Source organism: Croceicoccus naphthovorans (genome assembly GCF_001028705.1).
Lineage (GTDB): Bacteria > Pseudomonadota > Alphaproteobacteria > Sphingomonadales > Sphingomonadaceae > Croceicoccus > Croceicoccus naphthovorans.
This window is the reverse complement of the sequence record NZ_CP011770.1, coordinates 1,385,757-1,404,793: the sequence shown is the minus strand read 5'-3', so window position 1 is coordinate 1,404,793 and position 19,037 is coordinate 1,385,757. Positions and strand designations below refer to the sequence as shown.

General features: G+C 61.2%; 16 protein-coding genes. 10 read left to right on the top strand and 6 right to left on the bottom strand.

All coding sequences use genetic code 11. From position 1 onward, the window contains the following. Positions 1 to 430 precede the first annotated feature (430 nt). The 5 genes from AB433_RS07045 (at position 431) to ribH (ending at position 7,316) form a co-directional block, all read left to right on the top strand. Positions 431 to 2,293 (top strand): cation:proton antiporter, encoded by a 1,863-nt coding sequence (locus AB433_RS07045; protein ID WP_047820480.1) that lies wholly within the window; start codon positions 431 to 433, stop codon positions 2,291 to 2,293. A 14-nt stretch (positions 2,294 to 2,307) separates the two neighbouring features. Continuing rightward, positions 2,308 to 2,907, top strand: a complete 600-nt coding sequence (locus tag AB433_RS07040; protein ID WP_053059033.1) for an OmpA family protein — start codon at positions 2,308 to 2,310, stop codon at positions 2,905 to 2,907. Positions 2,908 to 3,444: 537 nt separating this feature from the next. After that, positions 3,445 to 5,313, top strand: coding sequence for an EAL domain-containing protein (locus AB433_RS07035; RefSeq protein WP_183309168.1), 1,869 nt, complete (start codon positions 3,445 to 3,447; stop codon positions 5,311 to 5,313). 253 nt (positions 5,314 to 5,566) lie between these two features. Continuing rightward, positions 5,567 to 6,859 (top strand): 3,4-dihydroxy-2-butanone-4-phosphate synthase, encoded by a 1,293-nt coding sequence (gene ribB, locus AB433_RS07030; protein ID WP_047823527.1) that lies wholly within the window; start codon positions 5,567 to 5,569, stop codon positions 6,857 to 6,859. 34 nt (positions 6,860 to 6,893) lie between these two features. Beyond that, positions 6,894 to 7,316, top strand: coding sequence for a 6,7-dimethyl-8-ribityllumazine synthase (ribH, locus tag AB433_RS07025; RefSeq protein ID WP_047820478.1), 423 nt, complete (start codon positions 6,894 to 6,896; stop codon positions 7,314 to 7,316). 19 nt (positions 7,317 to 7,335) lie between these two features. Here the strand turns inward: ribH and AB433_RS07020 are convergent, their stop codons facing one another. Together AB433_RS07020 and eno are read right to left on the bottom strand one after the other, a co-directional pair. Then, complete coding sequence (locus tag AB433_RS07020) at positions 7,336 to 9,414, bottom strand: M13 family metallopeptidase (RefSeq protein ID WP_245626607.1); 2,079 nt, start codon at positions 9,412 to 9,414, stop codon at positions 7,336 to 7,338. Positions 9,415 to 9,526: 112 nt separating this feature from the next. Next, complete coding sequence (eno, locus tag AB433_RS07015; RefSeq protein WP_047820477.1) at positions 9,527 to 10,810, bottom strand: phosphopyruvate hydratase; 1,284 nt, start codon at positions 10,808 to 10,810, stop codon at positions 9,527 to 9,529. A 203-nt stretch (positions 10,811 to 11,013) separates the two neighbouring features. Between eno and AB433_RS07010 the strand changes: the two genes are divergently transcribed. From AB433_RS07010 to AB433_RS06990, 5 genes are all read left to right on the top strand, one after another. Continuing rightward, positions 11,014 to 11,574, top strand: a complete 561-nt coding sequence (locus AB433_RS07010; protein ID WP_245626606.1) for a hypothetical protein — start codon at positions 11,014 to 11,016, stop codon at positions 11,572 to 11,574. Between the two features lie 33 nt (positions 11,575 to 11,607). Continuing rightward, positions 11,608 to 11,997 (top strand): phage holin family protein, encoded by a 390-nt coding sequence (locus AB433_RS07005; RefSeq protein ID WP_047820476.1) that lies wholly within the window; start codon positions 11,608 to 11,610, stop codon positions 11,995 to 11,997. Then, the gene (locus AB433_RS07000) at positions 11,994 to 12,356 is read left to right on the top strand and encodes a hypothetical protein (protein ID WP_047820475.1); all 363 of its coding nucleotides are present in this window, start codon (positions 11,994 to 11,996) and stop codon (positions 12,354 to 12,356) included. The genes AB433_RS07005 and AB433_RS07000 overlap by 4 nt, the downstream gene beginning before the upstream one ends. 101 nt (positions 12,357 to 12,457) lie before the next feature. Beyond that, positions 12,458 to 13,012 (top strand): hypothetical protein, encoded by a 555-nt coding sequence (locus tag AB433_RS06995; RefSeq protein WP_156170710.1) that lies wholly within the window; start codon positions 12,458 to 12,460, stop codon positions 13,010 to 13,012. 136 nt (positions 13,013 to 13,148) lie between these two features. Continuing rightward, positions 13,149 to 13,370 carry a DUF4170 domain-containing protein gene (locus AB433_RS06990; RefSeq protein ID WP_047820473.1) on the top strand — a complete coding sequence of 74 codons (222 nt, stop codon included), beginning with the start codon at positions 13,149 to 13,151 and terminating at the stop codon, positions 13,368 to 13,370. 71 nt (positions 13,371 to 13,441) lie between these two features. Here the strand turns inward: AB433_RS06990 and greA are convergent, their stop codons facing one another. From greA to carA, 4 genes are all read right to left on the bottom strand, one after another. Continuing rightward, on the bottom strand, positions 13,442 to 13,918 hold the full coding sequence (greA, locus tag AB433_RS06985) for a transcription elongation factor GreA (RefSeq protein WP_047820472.1): 477 nt from the start codon (positions 13,916 to 13,918) through the stop codon (positions 13,442 to 13,444). A 128-nt stretch (positions 13,919 to 14,046) separates the two neighbouring features. Further along, entirely contained in the window at positions 14,047 to 17,382 is a 3,336-nt protein-coding gene (carB, locus tag AB433_RS06980) for a carbamoyl-phosphate synthase large subunit (RefSeq protein WP_047820471.1), read from the bottom strand. Then, positions 17,383 to 17,733, bottom strand: coding sequence for a ribonuclease E inhibitor RraB (locus AB433_RS06975; protein ID WP_047820470.1), 351 nt, complete (start codon positions 17,731 to 17,733; stop codon positions 17,383 to 17,385). Next, positions 17,733 to 18,914, bottom strand: coding sequence for a glutamine-hydrolyzing carbamoyl-phosphate synthase small subunit (gene carA / locus AB433_RS06970; RefSeq protein ID WP_047820469.1), 1,182 nt, complete (start codon positions 18,912 to 18,914; stop codon positions 17,733 to 17,735). The genes AB433_RS06975 and carA overlap by 1 nt, the downstream gene beginning before the upstream one ends. Between the last annotated feature and the right edge of the window lie 123 nt (positions 18,915 to 19,037).

The following is a 19,037-nucleotide window of genomic DNA, read 5'->3' as shown; positions in this document are numbered from 1 at the left end:
CATTGCGCGACTACCGCCGGCCATTGACAGGCTGGGTGCAAAACTTGCCATTTCGCAGTACCTGATATGCTGACTGCAGCCGCGAGGTGTAAAAGGGAATGTGCTAAAGGCGTGTGACCACTTTTGGGTTGTGTCCCATTATGCAAACATAGGATTTGTTGTCGATTTCTGTTGATAGATAATGTGAACGAATGCAGACAAGTGATTGATTTTTAATATTTCTGTTGACTCTTAATCAGCGGGTCCTAGGTTCGAGCCCTAGTGCGTCCACCATTTTCCCCATATCACGATTGATCGCGCAGGCCTTCTGGCACTGCCTGGTCCCGATTCTCGGGAACTCCTTTTGCCGCTGCGCCTTTACACAAGGCACGGGCCTAGTCGGGCCTTCGCATTTGCCTGCCGCGCATCGGCGTGGCAGCTTCGAGGGGTAATGGAAGAACAAGCTCTGGTCATAGCGCTAGTCGGCATTCTCGGCATCGGCGCGCAGTGGGTGGCATGGCGGACCGGTTGGCCCGCCATTGTGCTGATGCTGGGGGCGGGCTTTCTCGCCGGGCCGGCGCTGGGAATCATCGATCCGCACCATGCCTTTGGCGAATTGCTCGAACCGATGATCTCCATCGGGGTCGCGCTGATCCTGTTCGAAGGCGGGCTCAGCCTCGATTTCCGGGAACTACGCAGAACTGGCAGCGCGGTGTGGCGGCTTGTCGTCTTCGGTGTGCCTTTCGCATGGTTTTTCGGATCGCTGGCCTGCTATTACATTGCCGGACTGGTCTGGCCGGTTTCGATCCTCTTCGCGGGCATCCTGGTGGTAACGGGGCCGACGGTCGTACTCCCCATGCTGCGGCAATCCAGCGTGGCACAGCGGCCATCCGCGGTGCTCAAATGGGAAGCCATCGTCAACGACCCATTCGGTGCGATGTGCGCGGTGCTGGCCTATGAGTACTTCCGCGCCTCTGCCAATGGGGCCACGTTGATCGACGTCCTGCCGGGACTGGCCTTTGCCACACTCGCGGCCGCGGTTCTGGGCTATGCCGCCGCTTGGCTCATCGCGTGGAGCTTTCCGCGCGGGTTCGTGCCTGAATACCTCAAGGCGCCCGTGCTGCTGGTGGTGGTGGTCGCGCTGTTTGTCGGGTCGAACATGATCCAGCAGGAAACCGGGCTTGTCGCGGTGACGATCATGGGCGTGGCACTGGCGAACATGAACGTCGATTCCCTGCGCGACATTCATCCGTTCAAGCAGAATATCGCAGTGATCCTCGTCTCCGGTATCTTTATCCTGCTGTCTTCGTCGCTGGAGATCGAAGCTATCGAGGCGCTGGAATGGCAGTTCGGACTGTTCCTGCTGGCCGTGCTGTTTCTCGTCCGCCCGGCAACCGTGCTGCTCAGCCTTGCGTTCAGCCCCATCCCATGGAACGAGCGGCTGTTCCTCGCATGGATCGCCCCGCGCGGTATCGTGGCCGTCGCAATTTCCGGTTTGTTCGCATTGCGCCTGTCGGACCTTGGCTATGCCGATGGTACGATCCTGATCACGCTGTCTTTCGCGGTCTGTGTCGCCACCATCGTCGCACACGGCTTCACCGTCGCGCCGGTATCGCGCTGGCTAAAAGTCACCGGATCGACGTCGCCCGGGCTGCTGCTGGTCGGGGCGACGCCTTGGTCGATTGCCTTGGCAAGAGATCTGAACGCGATGAAAGTTCCGGTGACCATCGCCGATACCAGCTGGTGGCGCCTGTCGGCCGCGCGTCAGCAAGGGCTTTCGACCTATCACGGCGAAATTTTGGCCGAAGCGACCGAGCATTCGCTTGACCTGTCGCAATTCCAGGTACTGGTCGCCGCGACGGAGAACGAGGCTTATAACGCCTTGGTCTGTAATGAATTCGCCCCGGAAATCGGGCGCGATTCGGTCTATCAGTTGGGCGAGACAGGCCACCACGACGATCCCCGCTCCCTTCCCCCGTCGATCCGTGGGCGGGCCCTGTTCCAGTCAGGCGTCGACATGAACGAAATGCATCGCCGCCAGCAAAAGGGATGGGAATTCCGCAAGACGCGCCTGTCAGAAAAGTTCGACCTGGACGCTGCCCGCGCCGCCCTTCCGGCAGAGGCCGACTTCCTGCTGTTGGTGCGCAAGGACGGCAACTTGCGCTTCTTCACCCATGCCGCCCGCCCCACTCCGGGCCCGGGCGACACCGTGATTTCCTATTCGCCGGCGGAAGAACCCGACCACGAGAAAATTCAGGCTCGCCGAGAGAAAAAGGCCAAGGCAGAGGCAAAAGCCGCGCCCAAGCCAGCATGACGAGAGACCATACCATGAGGAACCCCGCCACCCTGATCGGCCCCGTGCTACTCGCATCATTGACGCTGACCGCCTGTAACAGTCAGGAACCGGAGCCGGAAACGGTCGTCACGCCAACGCCGGAACCGACACCCTCTCCCATCTCGATCCTGCGCGAATCGCCAAAGCCTGTTGTCGATGATCTGCCGATGAAGCCGCTGGAAATAACCGTGCCATTTGCGGAAGGCGGCTATTTGCTGTCCGAAGCAGCCGAGGAGGCCGTGGCCGAAATCGTAACGTCGGAGCAGTTCAAAATGGGCGGCCTGATCGTGCTGCGCGGCCACACGGATTCGGTGGGCAACGACCGTGCGAACCTGAAGGCATCGGAGCGCAGGGCGCAGGCTGTTGCCGATGCGCTTGAGGAACAGGGCGCAAGTTCTGAAAATATCGAGATTATCGGTATCGGAGAGATGCGACCCATCGCCCCGAATGCCAAGCTGGACGGAACGCCCCACGAAGAGGGTCGCGCCAAGAACCGCCGTGTCGACGTTACGATCGAGCCACCCGAATTAGAAGACGACCCGGTACCGGAAAGCAGCGACCCGGCAGCTGGGCCGACGCCCAGCCCAACCTGATAAAAAAGCGTGTCTCTGCCGTTAACCATCAGGCCGCGCATTTCAACGCATATGGCGATGGCCGGTCATGCAGCGAAAAGTTAACCACTTTCATGTAATGCCCACCGGGTGAAACGTCCGGATTTCGCCTTTCCTTTCGCCTCGGCCCACAGGGGCACCAAGACGCGCCTGTGGCAACTTGCCGCAGCCCTGTTCGGCATGGTTCTTCTGCAAACCTTGGCGGTGCCTTATGCCATAGAGCTTCTACCGCGCTCCTTCGCGGCCCTTGTCGATCCCCGACAGCCTTCGGGAAAGATCGTACTGATCGATATCGATACCCCGAACTTTTTTTCGGACCGAACCGTCGCACAGCGGCAGGCCGAGGCCGTTCGCATCGCATCCGATGCTGGTGCGGAGGCTATTTTCATCGAGGGACGCTTCAGCGAAAACGATGTGGGCATTCCCGCCCTTGCGGAAGCCATCGCCCGGAGCAGGTCGCCCGTCACCATCGGTTGGCCCCCCGGCTTTGGGACGAACGAAAAAAGCATCGGCCTCCGCATGGATCGGCGCGCCTCGTTTCCCGGAGTGCACGAAACCGTCGACGCTAATCAGGTTTCGTTGTTCGGTTTCGTCGTAAGCGGCGTTTCCCCATACGAAATCGGCGAAGAAAAGTACGACACCTTTGCATTCGCAATCTCTGGAGCATCGCAGCAACCGGGCGCTTTCCCAATCGACTATCGGTACCGGACAGAGGATCTGCCGGTCGAGTCGCTACTCCAGCTTGAGAACGCACCTGATGCCCGATCGTCGATTTCCGGAAAGCGGGTTGTCATATCGGCGGCTGCGAACACCGAAGACGATCTCGTTCTGATCCCGACAAAACTCGGCCTTCCGACGATTTATGTGGCTATCCTCGCGGCAGAAACTCTTTCGGCAGGCCCCCCGGTTGCAGTCGATCTAACCGCGTCCACCTTGCTGCCTTTCATCGTCATTGCATTTGCGATCTTCATGCGCCGACAAGAGCGGCGTAAACTTTACCTCGTTTGCGGCCTTGCCCTGTTTTTCCTTCCGTACATTTTGGCGCCGTTTGGTGTCATTGTCCCAACCGGCAATGGCATCGTACTTCTTCTGCTGTATCTGGCTTTTCGTGCTCGGGCTGCATGGATGGAGCGCGCCGCCGGGATGGAACGGCTGAGCGGTCTGCCAAATTTTCATGCTTTGGAAGACGATTACGCGGCTCGTCAGGGGCGGCTGGTGGTTGCCAAGATCGAGAATTACGAAGCGATCCTCGCAAGTCTCGAACCGGCAAGCCATTCGATTTTCGTCCGTCAGATCGGTCAGCGGCTGTCCATCGGCGGCTCGAACCGAATTTACACCGATACTACTGGCCATTTCGCATGGTTCGACGATCTGGAGCATGCCCGCAGCCACGTCGCGGGCCTGCTCGCCCTGACCAATTCGCCTATCAGGATCGGTGACCGAACCCTAGATTTCAGTGCGTCTTTCGGGTTGCTCGATTGCGAGATCGGCAAAGCGAGACAGGCGATCAGCGCAACGGTCGTCGCCGCTGAGCAAGCAGCGACACGGCGGACCCAGATTGCTTTTGTCAGCGAGCAAGACGGCTTCGATGCCAATTGGCAATTGTCGCTTCTCGCTTCTCTCGATGCCGCTATCAAGCGAGAACAGATTTACCTGCTTTATCAACCGCAACGGTCGTTTGCCGACGGCTCGCTGGTTGGTTGCGAGGCACTTGTCCGGTGGCGGCATCCCGAACGCGGCGTCATCAGCCCGTCCCAGTTCATCCCCCAAATCGAGCGCGCTGGTCGCCTCAAGCCCCTGACCGCGCATACTTTGCGGCTGGCTGCGCGCGCCTCGCGCAGTTTCGAGCGCGAGGGGCTTCGCATCAGCGTCAATGTCTCGGCTACGATGATCGCCGATGACGACTTCCCCGCATTCATCGAAGAAAACGTCTTGGCGAGCGGGGGTCGGCCCGAAGCAATTACTATCGAAGTGACCGAGACCGCCAAGATTCCAGACCTTGATCGCGCCGCAAACAATCTCGGGAAATTGCAATCTCGGGGGTTCCACATCGCACTCGACGACTTTGGGACAGGCGAGGCCAACCTGTCGCTGCTGGTTGCGCTGCCTTGCGACGAACTGAAGATCGATCGAAGCTTTGTCGTGCTGGCCCAGCACAGCGATCGGGCACGAATGGTGATCGGCGCCCTCGCACAGACCACAAACCGTTCGGGCATGCGATTGGTGGCCGAAGGTATCGAGACCGAAGACGATCGCGTCATTCTGTCTGAGCTTGGGTGCGAGATCGGGCAAGGATACTTCTTCGGTAGACCCCAGCCATTGGTCTCCGTTCTTGAAATGCTGGACCAGCAGGCAGAGACCCCTCCAGAGAAATTAACGCTTTATTAACCACGATTTTATGGTTAACGTGAGGCCCTCAAGAACGGAGGCCTCTTATGAAAAAGCAGAACAAAGGATTTCTCGACGACATCCTGAATGCGCTGAACTGGTTCATTGTTACGCGCTGATCCGATCCGGATTGCAATTTGAAAACCCCGCCATCGTGCGGGGTTTTCTCGTTTTTGAGAGGTCCGGAACCAGCGCGAACATCACAATGTGATGCCAGCTTGCGTGGCACATTTTAATGTGTATGACCGCAATCATGAATACCCAAACCGAATCGATTCAGGATCGAATCAAGGCCCTCGTCCTTGAAGGAACCATGCCCCGCGCCGCGATTGCCCGCGCCGCCGGACTTCATGCCAACAGCTTGCGCGATTGCACGGCGCCTACGTGGAACCCCACGTCGGACACTCTGGCAAAGCTTGCCGCTTTCCTCGACAAGCGCAACGATCGGCCCATCCTGTCCTCGCCCGAAGAAATTATCGACGAGGCACGCAATGGCCGGATGTTCATCCTTGTCGACGACGAGGATCGCGAGAACGAAGGCGACCTGATCATCCCCGCGCAGATGGCGACGCCTGCGGCAATTAATTTCATGGCCACGCATGGTCGCGGGTTGATCTGCCTCGCCATGACCAAAGACCGGGTAGACCAGCTTGGCCTCGAACTGATGAGCCGCAACAACCGGACCCGGCACGAAACCGCTTTCACCACCTCAATCGAGGCGCGCGAAGGCGTTACCACCGGGATCAGCGCGGCGGACCGTTCGCGCACGATCACCGTCGCCATCGATTCGTCGCGCGGTGCGGACGATATCGTCACGCCGGGCCATGTCTTCCCACTGGTCGCGCGCAATGGCGGTGTGCTGGTCCGCGCCGGCCATACAGAGGCAGCGGTGGACATTTCCCGCCTTGCTGGCCTGAACCCGTCGGGCGTGATCTGCGAGATCATGAAGGATGACGGGACGATGGCCCGTATGGATGACCTGATCGAATTCGCCCGCAAGCACGACCTGAAGATTGGCACGATCCGCGACCTGATCGCCTATCGCCGCCAGAACGACCATCTTGTCGAACAACGCGGTGAAACCCGCATCAAGAGCATGCACGGCGGAAGCTGGACCGTTTACGCTTTCTATAACAAGGCGACTGGTGACGAGACGCTGGCGATGACGCTGGGCCACATCGACCCGGACAAGCCGACGCTGGTCCGCATGCACGCGCTCAACTTCCTTGACGAAGTGCTTGCCGAAGAGGTCGAACGCAGCGGTCAACTTGCCCGATCGATGAAGATGATCGCGGACGAAGGCGCGGGTGTCGTCGTCATCATCAACCGCTATCGTCGTCGCATCTGGTCCACGCTGCTTCAGGCGCATTCGGGCAAGATCGCGCCGCCCGAGATGGACGAACTGCGCGATTATGGCGCGGGCGCCCAGATCCTGACCGAGTTGGGCGTGCACCAGATGATCCTTCTGACGAATTCACACCATTCGCTCGTCGCGCTTGAAGGCTATGGGCTTTCCATCGTAGGCGAACGCCCGATCGAGGGCTGATCCGCCCTTGCCTCTTGATATCCGGAGAGCCGCGATGGCCCGCTTCCTTATCGTCGAAGCCCGCTTCTACGACCACCTGAACGACATGCTGATCGACGGAGCGCGCACCGCGCTGGAGGCAGAGGGCCATTCCGCCGACGTTCTGACCGTACCGGGCGCGCTGGAAATCCCGGGGGCGATCGCACTTGCGGCCGAGAGCGGCCAGTACGATGGCTATGTCGCTATCGGCGTGGTGATCCGCGGCGAGACATATCACTTCGAGATCGTCGCGGGCGAGAGCGCACGGGGCATAATGGCGCTGACCATGGACGGCATCGCCATCGGCAACGGCATCCTGACGGTCGAAAACGAAGAACAGGCATTGGTCCGTGCCGACCGTAGGCAAAAAGACAAGGGCGGCGAGGCGGCGAAGGCTGCGGTTGCGCTGTTGGCGCTTCAGTCGCGGTTCGCGGCCTGATTAACCCGGCGGGCGGCGATCAGAAGATCGTCACCCGCTCTTCGGGCGAGAGGTAGAGCGCCTCACCCTTCTCAACATCGAAAGCACGGTACCACGCATCTATATTGCGCACCGTCTGCGCGCGATAGCGGTCGGGCGCATGGCCGTCTGACTGGATCTGGTCACGCAGCACCTTGTCGCGCGTCTTGTCCGCCCAACTTTGCGCAAAGGCGATAAAGAAGCGCTGATCGCCGGTAAAGCCCTCTATCACTGGCGGTTCCTTGCCACCCAACGAGGCGCGATAGGCATCGTAGGCTGCCTGTAAACCGACGAGATCGGCGATGTTTTCCGAAAGCGTCAGGTTGCCGTTGATCTGCAGGTCCGGGAACGGGCGATAGGCGGAGAACTGATCGGCCAGCTTCTGTCCCCGGCGTTTGAATTCCGCCTTGTCGGCAGGGGTCCACCAATTCCGCATCTCGCCGTTCTGGTCGAATTCCGCGCCGACGTCGTCGAAGCCGTGCACGATTTCGTGCCCGATGGTCGCGCCCAGCGCGCCGTAATTGAATGCGGCGTCGGCTTCGGGGTCGTACTGCGGCGGCTGCATGAAGGCGGCGGGGAAGTTCATCGCGTTCTGCACCGGCAGGTTCAGCGCATTGATCTCGTGCGCGGAAAGCCACCATTCGTCGCGATCCACCGGCTTGCCGATCTTGGCCAGTTGCCGCCGGGTCGCCGCCTTTTCCGCCGCGATGGTCATGCCGTAGGCGCTCCGGCCACGGAATGTCAGACCCGTATAGTCATCGGGTGCCTTGGGCTGGCCAATGCCGACGACCATCGTGCGAACCTTTTCGACCGCGGCGTCACGCGTTTCGGGGGCCATCCAGTCGCTCGCCTGAAGCCGAACCTCGAACGCCTCGCGAATACGTTCGACCATGATCTCTACATCGCGGCGCTGTTCTTCGGGGAAATGCCGCGCGACATAGACCGCACCCAAAGCATCGCCGAGGATCGGACGCATCGCCCGGATCGCCAGTTCGCTCCGCGGACGCTGTTGCTCTCTGCCAGCAAGCCGTTTGTCCGCGAATTCGAAGTGAGCGACGCGTATCGGACGCGGCATGACATCTGCGTGTTCGTCGATCTGGTGGAACGCCAGCCAGTCCTTCCACGCATCCAACGGCTCAGATGCGACCAGATTCGACAGGGCCGGAATGGCGCGCTCATGAAAAACGGAAAACGTGCCCGCGTCCTGCAAACCCGATGCCCTGAAAAACGCGTCCCAGTCCATGCCTGGCGCGCGGCGGGCGAAATCCGCGCCCTCCCACTGAGAGCCTCGCGCGGCAAGGTCGTAGCTCTCGATCCGGGTCATGTGCGCCTGTGCGATCTTGGTTTCCAGATCGAGCACCGCCTGCGCCCGCGCATTGGGCCGGTCAAAGCCCGACAGCCGGAAAACCCGCGCGATATAGGCACGATAGGCCGTGCGGTTCGCTTGCATTTCCGGTGTATCCGACACGTAGTAGATACGATCCGGCATTCCCAGCCCACCTTGCAGCAGATAGGGCGTCATTGCGTCGCCGGTCAGCGGTTTCGACACGAACAGGCCGAACAGGTTTGCGGTGTCGAAATCGGTATAATTGAACGGATCGACATCGGCGCGCAATTGTTCGCCGATCACGCGCGACAGGTCCGTCACGCTCTCGATCTTTGCAAACCGATCCAGATCGCGCTGCACAGGCTCCATCCCCGCCCCGTCAATCGCGGTGGTGTCGGTGAACGCGCGGTAATAGCGCGCGATCAGCGCCTCTGGCGTGCCGTCGTCCTGCGGTTGCCCGGCCAGCTCCTCGACCATCGTTTGCAGGCGTTGTTGCGTACGGTCATAGGCGAACGACCATGCGCCCACGCTGGTCTTGTCCGCCGGGATTTCAGTCGATGCGATCCAGCTGCCGTTGGCATAGTTATAGAAGTCGTCGCCCGGATCGACACGCGTATCGATTGCTTCGACCGAGATGCCGATGGCAGTTCCCTGCAACGGCTGACGCGCGTCCTCTCGCCCCGATGAACAGGCGGTCACAAGGCCCAGCGATGCCAACAGCACGGCGGGCAAGGCGAAGAAGGCTGGACGCAAAGGGACCCCGGGGGAATTTGTGGCAGAAAAGTGGCGCACCTGCCTTCTAGGCAGGTTTTCGCCGCTTCGCAATTACCCCCGGATGAACCTTCCCGCTTTGGGGCGGGTCGCCTTACGGCTTCACGTTAAACGCGCTGGTCCCGGCATAGAATGCCGATGCGCCCAGCTCTTCCTCGATACGGATCAACTGGTTGTACTTGGCCAACCGGTCCGACCGGGCGAGCGATCCGGTCTTGATCTGACCGCAGTTGGTCGCGACGGCGAGGTCGGCAATGGTGCTGTCCTCAGTCTCGCCCGAACGGTGCGACATGACGGCGGTGTACTTGTGCCGCTGCGCAATCGAAACCGCCTCCAGCGTCTCTGTCAGCGTGCCGATCTGGTTGACCTTGACCAGCAGCGAATTGGCCAGGCCCTGCCCGATGCCCAAGTTCAGCCGCTTTGGATTGGTCACGAACAAGTCATCGCCAACCAGCTGGACCTTGTGTCCGACCTTGTCGGTCAGCGCCTTCCAGCCTTCGAAATCGTCTTCGGCCATGCCATCCTCGATCGACCAGATCGGATAGGCGTCGCACAGGTCGGCCAGATAGTCGGCCATTTCGACGCCGGTCAGCGAAAGACCCTCGCCCGCGATGTCATAGCGACCGTCGGCGAAGAACTCGGTGCTGGCGCAATCGAGCGCGAGGACGATGTCGTCGCCCGGCTTGAAACCAGCCTTTTCGATCGACTGCATGATGAAGTCGAGCGCATCGCGCGTGCTGGCAAGGTTGGGGGCAAAGCCGCCCTCGTCACCCACCGCCGTGGCCAAACCCTTTTCAGACAGGCCCTTCTTCAGAGTGTGGAAAATTTCCGCGCCCCAGCGCACCGCATCGGCCAGCGATTCCGCGCCGACCGGCATGACCATGAATTCCTGAAAATCGATCGGGTTGTCGGCATGTTCGCCGCCATTGATGATGTTCATCATCGGCACCGGCAAGACATGAGCGTGAACCCCGCCAACGTAGCTGTAGAGCGGCAGTCCGCGCGCATTTGCCGCAGCCTTGGCCACGGCCAGCGAGGTGCCGAGGATCGCGTTCGCACCAAGCCGCGCCTTGTTCTCTGTGCCATCCAGCGCAATCATGGCCAGATCGATGTCACGCTGGTCTTCGGCGTCGAGACCGATCAGCGCCTCCGAAATCTCGTCGTTCACGGCATCGACGGCCTTCAGCACGCCCTTGCCCAAGTAACGCGTCTTGTCCCCGTCGCGCAGTTCGACGGCTTCGTGCGCGCCGGTCGAGGCACCAGAGGGAACGGCGGCGCGACCCATGGATCCGTCTTCAAGCAAAACGTCCACTTCCACCGTCGGGTTGCCGCGGCTGTCAAGGATTTCACGGCCGTGGATGTCGATGATGGCGGTCATGGTCTGGTGCCCCTTTTTGTCAGGTACTTGGCGAGTGATTAATGGGCGCGCGAAAGTCGCGCGTCTGTGTTACGCTCGCGCCCTAGAATGCGGAACAATCGCTGGCAACCGCCGTTATTGCCACGAAAGGGAGGAAGATCGCTCTTCCCGTAGACGCATTCAAACCAAAGCCGCCCGGTCCGCGGGCGGAGTCAGGAAGAAAGATGGAAACCATGGCCGAACCGATCGAACCCACGACCCCCGTAGAGCCGGTGTCCACCAATCGCGCCGAAGCGAAGGGGCATTTCTCCAAGGCTCTTGACGAAGCCAAGGCCGGTGCAGCCGCGCTAAAGGCCGAAGCGATGGAAAAGGCAGGCGCTTTCAAGGCCGACGCCAAGGTCAAGGGCGACACCTATAAGGGGCGTGCCGGTGAAAAAGGCGACCAGCTGAAGGCCGACTTCAACGCCTATAGCGAACAGGCAAAGAGCAAGGCCGCCGAACTGGCCGTTGAAACCAAGGGCAAGACGAGCGAGGCGATGGTATCGCTGGGCCGTTTCGCCACCGACAACGCGACCACGCTGGATGAAAAGCTGGGCGTGAAGTATGGCGACTATGCCCGCTCTGCCGCCGCCAGCCTTGAGCGCAATGCCGCCAAGCTGGATGCCAAGAGCCTAGACGAACTGGGCGAAGATGCGCGCGAGATGGTGCGTAAGAGCCCGGGTACCGCGGTTGCGGTCGCAGTCGGCGCAGGCTTCCTGCTGGCCCGCCTCTTCCGCTCTAAGTAATACGAGCAGCACGCATCACGGGAACAGGGGGGCATGCTGGATAGCACCCGATATGATACCGCAAGCCCGGTCGGCGACGAAGGCGTCGCCGACCGGTCCTTGGCCGACGACATCAAGGCGCTCGTTTCGGACGGACGTTTGCTGGCCGAAGCCGAGATCGATTTTCACAAGAAACGCGCCATCTATGGCGCCAACGAAGGCCGCAAGATTGCGACCAACTTCGCCATTGCGGGGGTTCTCGCGTTTTTCGCTGTCATGGCGCTGGTCGTCGGGCTGGTTCTCGCCTTGGGACAGATCATCACGTACTGGGGTTCGACTGCTGTCGTTACCGGGGCGCTGGTAATCGTTGCACTCATCTTCGTTTCCAAGGGAAAGTCGCGTTTGAACCGGTTGAAAGCCGTCTTGTCGGAGGATGAGGCATGACCGAGTCCGAAGTCATCGAAGCAAAACGCCTGCGCCGCGCCGCGCGCGATGTGTTCGACACGCAGAAGGACCTTGTTAAAGCGGACCTCGATGCCGCGTCGCTGGGAAAGCGTGTGGCAACGCGACTTGTCGAAGACGGCAAATACATGGCCGAAGAAGCCGCCGATGCGGCCAGCAATCATAAAGTGATCGCAACAGCAGGCGGTCTGGCGCTGACCGGATGGCTGCTGCGCAAGCCGCTAATGGCCTTTGCCGCCTCGGTCTTCGGTTCGGGCGGAGATACGCCTGACGAGGAAGCCGAGCACGAGGAAGCCGAGCCAGAACCGCAAGACACCGCAGAGGATGCGCAGGCCGATTGATCGGCGGAACCTCAGGCCGTTCGCTGCATTGGTTTTACAAAGAAACAGTTGAACCGGGATCAGGCCCGGTCCCCACATTCGATCCAGAGGACATGACCGCCATGACCGACCCGCAACCCACCCCGATCAATGACACCCCCGCCAACGACGTTCCGGTCGTTGTCGTCGAAACCACGCCCGAGCCGCAGACGCTGTCCGAACGCGTTTCCGCTGCGCAGGCCCGCCTTGCCGAACGCACCGCCCCAGCCCGGGCCAAGGCAAGCGAGCAGGCCAAGGCGGCTGCGGGTGGTGCGAAGGCCTTTGTGAAAGAACACCCGGTCATCGCCATCAGCGGCGCGATCGCAGCCGGCGTCGCCATCGCCTATGCCCTGCCCGGCAAACCGAGCCGCAAGCTGCGCAAGAGCACGCTGGCACTGGGCGGCCTCGTCGCCGAACTGGCCGCGACTTATGGGTCGAAGATGATGACGATGGCCGAGGAAGCTGCCGAGGCAAGCCAGGAAAAGCTGGGCGAGATCGGCGAGAGCTTTGCAGCCGCCAGCGGTAACCTTGCCGATAGCGCAAGCGATACGGGCGTTTCCGTGCTGAACAGCGTAAAGCGCGCGGGTCAGGCTACCGCTTCGCAGGCCCAGTCGCTGGCGGGTAAGATCAAGCGCTGATCGCCCATAGTTTCTATTAGACGAACGTCGGCCCGGTGCATCCCTTGCGCCGGGCCGATTTTCGTTTAGAGGGTCGCGAATTGGCCGACTTCAATGGCGGAGCGGTCACTCCCTCAACTGTTATGGAGCCCTTCTCATGACGCAGAAGCTGCATCTTGTGATGGGTGGCCGGGTCACCGATCCGCGTTCGCTCGATTTCGCCGACCTTCCTTCGGTCCATCTCGTCGGTGTCTTTCCCGATTATGCCAGCGCCGAGGAAGCATGGCGCGCCAATGCCCAGCGCACGGTTGACGATGCCGAGATGAAGTACGTTATCGTCCATCTGCACAAACTGCTTCAGCCTGATCTGGAAGGCTGATAGCCGCAAACGAAGAACCCCGCACGGCACGGGCCTTGCGGGGTCCTTCGTACCATACGCTGCCGCTGGCGTCAGATGAACTCGATCTTCTGGACGAGGTAGAAGCGGTCGCCTGAAGGCACGGTCACCTCGATCTCGTCATCGACCTTTTTGCCAATCAGTGCACGGCCCAGCGGGCTGTTGTAACTGATGCGGCCCTTCTTGGCGTCCGCTTCTGTTTGGCCGACGATCTGGTATTTTACCGGCTTTTCGTCGTCATCCAGCAGGGTCACGGTTGCACCGAACACGATCTTGTCGCCCGACAGAGAAGTCGGGTCGATGATCTGCGCGCGGCTGATGCGGTCTTCCAGATCGGAAATCGTCGCTTCGATCTGGCCCTGACGCTCTTTCGCAGCGTGATACTCGGCGTTTTCAGACAGGTCGCCATGGGCGCGTGCTTCCTCGATGGCGTCGACCACGCGGGGGCGTTCCTCGCGCAGCGCCTTGAGGTCAGCCGTCAGCTTTTCATAGCCTTCGGCCAGCATTGGGACCTTTTCGATACTCGCCATAAACCTTCAATCCTTCAACGCGTTTTGCCGTCGTCGCGACGCCCGGCAGGGTCAAACTTGCCGCCGCCCCCGCCCTGTTAGGGGTCGGGTACGCCGGGAAGCCTGATCTGAGGGAAAAACGCTACCGGTCAGCCATAATAAGACTGAAGCGATCGCACTTCAAGCGTGCCGCCACGTTGGGCCGCGATTGCGTCCGCCGCGACGATGGCGGCAGCCGCCGTCGTGTAGATCGCAACCTTCGCCTCCAGCGCGGCCTGACGGATCGAGGCGGAGTCCTTCAGGCTCTGCCAACCCTCGGTCGTGTTGAAGATCAACTGCACGTCGCCGTCGATGATCCGGTCCACGATATGCGGGCGCCCTTCGGCCACCTTATTCACCCGCTGAACGTCCACGCCGTTGTCGGCCAGGAACTTCTGCGTGCCGCCGGTGGCGACGATGGAGAACCCGTTATCGGCCAGCTTTTTGACGGCTGGCAGAATGTGTTCCTTGTCGCTGTCCTTCACCGAAACGAACAGCTCGCCCTTTTCGGGCAACAGCGCGCCTGCGCCAAGCTGGCTCTTGATAAAGGCGGCGGTGAAGTCGGTGTCGATGCCCATGACTTCGCCGGTGGACTTCATTTCGGGCGACAGGACCGGATCGGTGCCCGGGAACTTGTTGAATGGGAACACCGCTTCTTTCACCGCGATGTGATCGACCTTGCGCTTGATCTTGGGCAGGTTGGCCAGCTTTTCGCCAGCCATGACGCGCGCGGCGATCTTGGCGATGGGATCGCCGATGGCCTTGGCGACGAAGGGAACGGTGCGCGATGCGCGCGGGTTAACCTCGATCAGGTAGACTTGCTGTCCTTCCGGGCCGTCCTTGATCGCGAACTGAATGTTCATCAGGCCCACGACTTTCAACGCGCGGGCCAAAGCGTCGGCCTGCCGCTCCATCTCTGCCACGATATCGTCGGACAGGCTGTAAGGCGGCAGCGAACAGGCGGAATCGCCCGAGTGAACGCCCGCTTCCTCGATGTGCTGCATCACGCCAGCAACCACCACGTCGGTGCCGTCGCACAGCGCGTCGACATCGCATTCGATGGCATCGCGCAGGTACTGGTCGATCAGCACGGGGCTGTCGCCCGACACGCGCACGGCGGTTTCCATGTACTCGTCAAGCTGCGCTTCGCTGTCCACGATTTCCATCGCGCGACCGCCCAACACGTAGGACGGGCGGATCAGCACCGGATAGCCGATCTGCGCCGCGATCCCACGCGCCTCTTCCTGGCTGCGCGCGATGCCGTTGGCGGGCTGTTTCAGGCCCAGCTTGTTGACCAGTTTGGCAAAGCGTTCGCGGTCTTCGGCAAGGTCGATGGCATCGGGGCTGGTACCAAGGATCGGAATCCCCGCATCCTCAAGATCCTGCGCCAGTTTCAGCGGGGTCTGACCGCCGAACTGCACGATCACGCCGTGCAGCGTGCCGTTCGACATCTCTACGGCGAGAATTTCCAGCACGTCCTCGGTCGTCAGCGGCTCGAAATAGAGCCGGTCCGACGTGTCGTAGTCGGTCGAAACCGTCTCCGGGTTGCAGTTGATCATGATCGTCTCATAACCAACCTCGTTCAGCGCGAAGCACGCGTGGCAGCAGCAATAGTCGAACTCGATTCCCTGCCCGATTCGGTTCGGTCCGCCACCAAGGATGACGACTTTTTTGCGATCCGACGGGTCGGCCTCGTTCTCCGCCTCTCCGAACAGCGGAGCCTCGTACGTCGAGTACATGTAGGGGGTAATCGCCTCGAACTCGGCGGCGCAGCTGTCGATGCGCTTGAACACCGGGCGCACGCCCAGCTTGTGGCGCAGCTTGCGGATTTCCTCTTCCGAGGTGCCGCCCGCCATCGCGCGCAGCGTATCGTGCAGCAGGCCCGAACGCTTCGCCTGGGTTTCGCCCATGCCGCCGGCCACGCCGATGGAGCGGACCGCCAGCGTGGCGAGGCGCTTGTCGGAAAAGCCCATCGCTTTCAACCGGCGCAGGCCCGCGGCATCGCCCGGAACGCCGTTTTCGACGATGCGGGTCTCTTCCTCGATAATCTGGCGGATGTGCGACAGGAACCACGGGTCGTACTGCGTGATCGCGTGGATTTCGTCCTGCGTCATGCCTTCGCGGAAGGCCTGCGCCACGATCAGCAGCCGTTCGGGCGTCCGTTCGGCCAGACGCGCGGTTATCACGTCCTTGTTCGCGCCTTCCAGCTCGGCAATCCGGTTGAATCCGTCAAGGCCCGTCTCAAGCCCGCGCAGCGCCTTTTGCAGCGATTCCTTCTGGTTGCGACCGATGGCCATAACCTCACCCACGCTGCGCATCGCGGTGGCCAGCTTCGGCTCCGCACCCTTGAACTTTTCAAAGGCAAAGCGCGGGATCTTGGTGACGACGTAATCGATCGTCGGTTCGAAGCTGGCGGGGGTCGCCCCGGTGATCTCGTTGGTGATTTCGTCCAGCGTATAGCCCACGGCCAGCTTTGCCGCGACGCGCGCGATGGGGAAGCCGGTGGCCTTCGACGCCAGCGCCGAGGAACGCGACACGCGGGGGTTCATCTCGATCACGATCAGCCGCCCGTCTTCGGGGTTCACCGCGAACTGCACGTTCGAACCGCCGGTTTCGACGCCGATTTCGCGCAGCACGTTCAGCGACGCGGTGCGCATGATCTGGTATTCCTTGTCGGTCAGCGTCATGGCTGGCGCAACGGTAATGGAATCGCCGGTGTGGACGCCCATCGGGTCCACGTTTTCGATAGAGCAGATTATGATGCAGTTGTCCTTGCGGTCGCGGACGACTTCCATCTCGTATTCTTTCCAGCCGAGCAGCGATTCCTCGATCAGGACTTCGGTGGTGGGGCTCGCGTCGAGGCCCTCGCGCACGATCTTGTCGAACTCGGCCTTGTTGTAGGCGATCCCGCCGCCGGTGCCGCCAAGCGTGAAGGACGGGCGGATGATCGCCGGCAGGTTCGTGTGTTCGAGCACCGCGAACGCCTCTTCTACCGTATTGGCAACGCCCGAACGCGCCGATTCCAGCCCGATCTTGTCCATTGCCTTGCGGAACCGCTGGCGGTTTTCGGCCTTGTCGATGGCATCGGCATCCGCGCCGATCATCTTCACGCCGTACTTTTCAAGCGTTCCGTTCTCGAAAAGCTTGAGCGCGGTGTTCAATGCGGTTTGTCCGCCCATCGTGGGCAGCAGGGCATCGGGGCGTTCCTTGGCGATCACGCGCTCGACGAATTCGGGGGTGATCGGCTCGACATAAGTCGCGTCGGCCATTTCCGGATCGGTCATGATCGTGGCGGGGTTGGAGTTCACCAGGATGACCCGGTAGCCCTCCTCCTTCAGCGCCTTGACCGCCTGCGTGCCCGAATAATCGAACTCGCACGCCTGACCGATGATGATCGGGCCTGCGCCGATGATGAGGATGGACGAGATGTCAGTGCGTTTGGGCATTTATTCTTCCGTTTGTCCAACGCAGCCCCAACCGTCGCATTCGACGCCAAAGCTGTCTTCAATCTGGAGGTATGTCTCGGTCAGGCCACGGATGGCCTCTTCGTCGGCTTTCTGTGTGCGAACAAGAAACAGCCATGGTAGGCCATCTTCATCGCGCTTAAGTTCGAGGAGGTCGAAACCGTATTGCGAACTCGCTGCGGCCAGACGCTCTAGCGTTTCCATGTCACCACGAAACGAAACGTCGATCTCGCGGGGGATATGCGCGATGTCGCCGTTTTCACGGAGACTCCGCAACACATCGAGATCTGCTTCCCAGACCTTGTTCCACCTTGCGGGATCGAACTCTGCCATCAGAGATCGGCCACGAACTTCTCGAACAGGTAGAAACTGTCCTGCGGCCCCGGACTGGCTTCAGGGTGATACTGCACGCCGAACGCCTTCTTGCCCTTGATCGCGATGCCGCAGTTGGTCCCGTCGAACAGCGACTTGTGCGTCTCGATCACATTTTCGGGCAGCGTGTCGCCGTCGACCGCGAAGCCGTGGTTCATGCTGGTGATCTCGACCAGACCCTCGGTCTCGCCCCAAACGCCGCCAACGCGCTGCACCGGGTGGTTCGCCCCGCGGTGGCCCTGGAACATCTTCGCGGTCTTTGCCCCGGCGGCCAGCGCCAGCATCTGGTGGCCAAGGCAGATGCCGAACAGCGGCACGTCCGCATCCAGCAGCGCCCTGATCACCGGGACCGCGTAGACGCCTGTCGCCGCCGGATCGCCGGGGCCGTTCGACAGGAACACGCCATCGGGTTTCAGCGCCATAATGTCGTCATAGGTCGCCTCTGCCGGCACCACGGTCACCTTCGCACCCGCCTTCACAAGGTTGCGGAAGATGTTGTCCTTCGCGCCGAAATCCATCGCCACGACATGCGGGCGACCGTCTGCGCCCGGCTGGTCATAGCCCTGCCCCAGCGTCCAGTGGCCGCCGGTCCAGTCCTCATGACACGAACGCGCCACGGTCTTGGCAAGGTCCATGCCTTCCAGCCCCGGCCACTCCTGCGCCTTGGCGTGCAGCGCCTTCAGGTCGAACTTGCCGTCGGGGCTATGCGCGATCACCACGTTGGGTGCGCCCTGAATGCGGATACGGCGGGTCAGCGCGCGGGTATCCAGCCCAGCGATGCCGATCTTGCCCTTTTCCGCCATCCAGTTCGGCAGGTCGCCCATAGAGCGAAAGTTCGACGGATCGGTCACGTCCTCTCGCACCACGCAGCCCAGCGCCGAATCGCACAGACCCTCTACGTCGTCGGGGTTGGTGCCGACGTTGCCGATGTGCGGGAACGTGAAACAGACGAACTGACCCGCATAGCTGGGGTCCGTCATCACTTCCTGATAACCGGTCATAGAGGTGTTAAAGCACAGTTCGCCAACGGCTTCGCCCGTGGCCCCGAACCCCCTGCCCCATGCGACATGCCCGTCGGCAAAGACGATGACGGCGGTTGCGTCTTTTGGTTGAGGCGCGTGCGAAGGGGCGGCGTCGGCCATAAAAAAGGCGCTCCGTTACAGCGGTGAATCCGGCGATGTGTGTTAAGGCGCCACGGCTAGACATGGTGCGGCGCAGCGTCAAGGCTGGCAGGCCTGTTTCTTTTTGCCTTTTCCCGCCCTATC

Excerpts from the sequence above, each read along its gene's own strand:
- eno (WP_047820477.1), bottom strand. The coding sequence starts at position 10,810 with ATGACCGCCATCATCGACATCCACGGCCGTGAAATCCTTGACAGCCGC.
- AB433_RS07000 (WP_047820475.1), top strand. The coding sequence starts at position 11,994 with ATGACCGAGTCCGAAGTCATCGAAGCAAAACGCCTGCGCCGCGCCGCG.
- AB433_RS07005 (WP_047820476.1), top strand. The coding sequence starts at position 11,608 with ATGCTGGATAGCACCCGATATGATACCGCAAGCCCGGTCGGCGACGAA.
- ribB (WP_047823527.1), top strand. The coding sequence starts at position 5,567 with ATGAATACCCAAACCGAATCGATTCAGGATCGAATCAAGGCCCTCGTC.
- carA (WP_047820469.1), bottom strand. The coding sequence starts at position 18,914 with ATGGCCGACGCCGCCCCTTCGCACGCGCCTCAACCAAAAGACGCAACC.
- AB433_RS06975 (WP_047820470.1), bottom strand. The coding sequence starts at position 17,733 with ATGGCAGAGTTCGATCCCGCAAGGTGGAACAAGGTCTGGGAAGCAGAT.
- AB433_RS07035 (WP_183309168.1), top strand. The coding sequence starts at position 3,445 with ATGGATCGGCGCGCCTCGTTTCCCGGAGTGCACGAAACCGTCGACGCT.
- greA (WP_047820472.1), bottom strand. The coding sequence starts at position 13,918 with ATGGCGAGTATCGAAAAGGTCCCAATGCTGGCCGAAGGCTATGAAAAG.
- ribH (WP_047820478.1), top strand. The coding sequence starts at position 6,894 with ATGGCCCGCTTCCTTATCGTCGAAGCCCGCTTCTACGACCACCTGAAC.
- AB433_RS06990 (WP_047820473.1), top strand. The coding sequence starts at position 13,149 with ATGACGCAGAAGCTGCATCTTGTGATGGGTGGCCGGGTCACCGATCCG.
- AB433_RS07045 (WP_047820480.1), top strand. The coding sequence starts at position 431 with ATGGAAGAACAAGCTCTGGTCATAGCGCTAGTCGGCATTCTCGGCATC.
- AB433_RS07040 (WP_053059033.1), top strand. The coding sequence starts at position 2,308 with ATGAGGAACCCCGCCACCCTGATCGGCCCCGTGCTACTCGCATCATTG.
- AB433_RS06995 (WP_156170710.1), top strand. The coding sequence starts at position 12,458 with ATGACCGACCCGCAACCCACCCCGATCAATGACACCCCCGCCAACGAC.
- AB433_RS07010 (WP_245626606.1), top strand. The coding sequence starts at position 11,014 with ATGGAAACCATGGCCGAACCGATCGAACCCACGACCCCCGTAGAGCCG.
- carB (WP_047820471.1), bottom strand. The coding sequence starts at position 17,382 with ATGCCCAAACGCACTGACATCTCGTCCATCCTCATCATCGGCGCAGGC.